Annotated in this window: 2 protein-coding genes; both read left to right on the top strand. The window is 70.7% G+C overall.

Annotation, left to right across the window (positions count from 1 at the left end; all coding sequences use genetic code 11):
• On the top strand, positions 1-273 hold a 273-nt coding region (locus tag ACH4J0_RS43130), incomplete at its 5' end, for a potassium-transporting ATPase subunit KdpA (protein ID WP_396246651.1).
• Positions 273-1760, top strand: a 1488-nt coding sequence (gene kdpB, locus ACH4J0_RS43125) for a potassium-transporting ATPase subunit KdpB (RefSeq protein WP_396246650.1), incomplete at its 3' end; no start/stop codon positions are given. The genes ACH4J0_RS43130 and kdpB, both read left to right, overlap by 1 nt.

Here is a 1760-nt window from a genome sequence, read left to right as displayed (position 1 = left end):
TCGGCGTTCGCCGGCATCACCGTCAACACCGACTGGTACGACACGGCGCTCGGCCTGGCGATGGTCCTCGGCCGTTTCCTGCCGATGGTGTTCGTGCTGGCGCTGGCGGGTTCGCTCGCCGGGCAGCAGCCGGTCCCGGCGACTCCGGGCACCCTGCCCACCCACAAGCCGCTGTTCGTGGGCCTGCTGTCGGGCGTCGTCCTGATCGTCGTCGGTCTCACCTACTTCCCGGCCCTGGCCCTCGGGCCGCTCGCGGAAGGTCTCTCCTCCTGATGTCCTCGTCAACGCTTACTCCCTCTCCCTCGTCTTCTCCCTCCCCGGGCGGCAAGACCGACGGTGCGGCGCCCCACAGAGTCTCCGGTGGGCTGCTCGACCCGAAGCTGATCGTCGCGTCCCTGCCGGATGCGGTGAGGAAGCTCGACCCTCGGGTGATGGTCAAGAACCCGGTGATGTTCGTGGTCGAGGTCGGCTCGGTCGTCACCACCGTCTCCGCGATCGCCAGCCCGTCGGTGTTCGCCTGGGCGATCACCGTGTGGCTGTGGCTGACCACGGTCTTCGCCAACCTGGCGGAGGCCGTCGCCGAGGGCCGCGGCAAGGCCCAGGCCGACACCCTGCGCAGGACCAAGACCGAGTCCGTCGCCCGCCGGCTCACCGACTGGCCCGCCACCCGGGACGAGGAGGAGGTGCCCGGGACCGCGCTGCGGCTGGGCGACCACGTGGTGGTGGAGGCCGGGCAGGTCATCCCGGGTGACGGTGACGTGGTCGAGGGTGTCGCGTCGGTGGACGAGTCGGCGATCACCGGTGAGTCCGCGCCGGTGATCCGCGAGTCCGGGGGCGACCGCTCCGCGGTGACCGGCGGTACGAAGGTGCTGTCCGACCGGATCGTGGTGAAGATCGCCTCGGAGCCCGGCAAGTCCTTCATCGACCGGATGATCGCCCTGGTCGAGGGCGCCGCCCGGCAGAAGACGCCGAACGAGATCGCGCTCAACATCCTGCTGGCCTCGCTGACCATCGTCTTCCTGGTCGCGGTCGTCACCCTCCAGCCGATGGCCACCTACGCGGGCGCCCCGCAGTCGATGATCGTTCTGGTCGCCCTCATCGTGGCGCTCATCCCGACCACCATCGGCGCGCTGCTCTCGGCGATCGGCATCGCGGGCATGGACCGGCTGGTCCAGCGCAACGTGCTGGCGATGTCCGGGCGTGCCGTCGAGGCCGCCGGCGACGTCAACACCCTGCTGCTCGACAAGACCGGCACCATCACCCTGGGCAACCGCCAGGCCGCCGAGTTCCTGTCGGTGAGCGGTGTCTCCACCGACGAGCTCGCCGGTGCCGCGCAGCTGTCCTCGCTGGCGGACGAGACGCCGGAGGGCCGCTCGATCGTGGTCCTCGCCAAGACCGAGTACGGGCTACGGGCCCGGGCCCAGGGCGAGCTGGCGCACGCGACCTGGGTGCCGTTCACGGCCCAGACCCGCATGTCGGGCGTGGACCTGGACGAGGCGGACGGGGTGCACCAGGTCCGCAAGGGCGCGGCGGCGGCCGTGTCCAACTGGGTCACCGCCAACGAGGGCCGGGTCACCGACGAGGTGTCCACGCTCGTCGACGGGATCTCGGCCGCGGGCGGTACGCCCCTCGTCGTCGCGACGAAGATCGGCGACGCTCCCGCCCAGGTCCTGGGTGTGATCCACCTCAAGGACGTGGTGAAGGAGGGCATGCGGGAGCGTTTCGACGAGCTGCGCCGGATGGGCATCAAGACCATCATG

The organism is Kitasatospora sp. NPDC017646, from assembly GCF_044329365.1.
In the GTDB taxonomy this organism is placed as follows: Bacteria; Actinomycetota; Actinomycetes; order Streptomycetales; family Streptomycetaceae; genus Kitasatospora.
The sequence above is the reverse complement of the archived record's forward strand: the minus strand, read 5'-3'. Positions and strand labels throughout refer to the sequence as shown.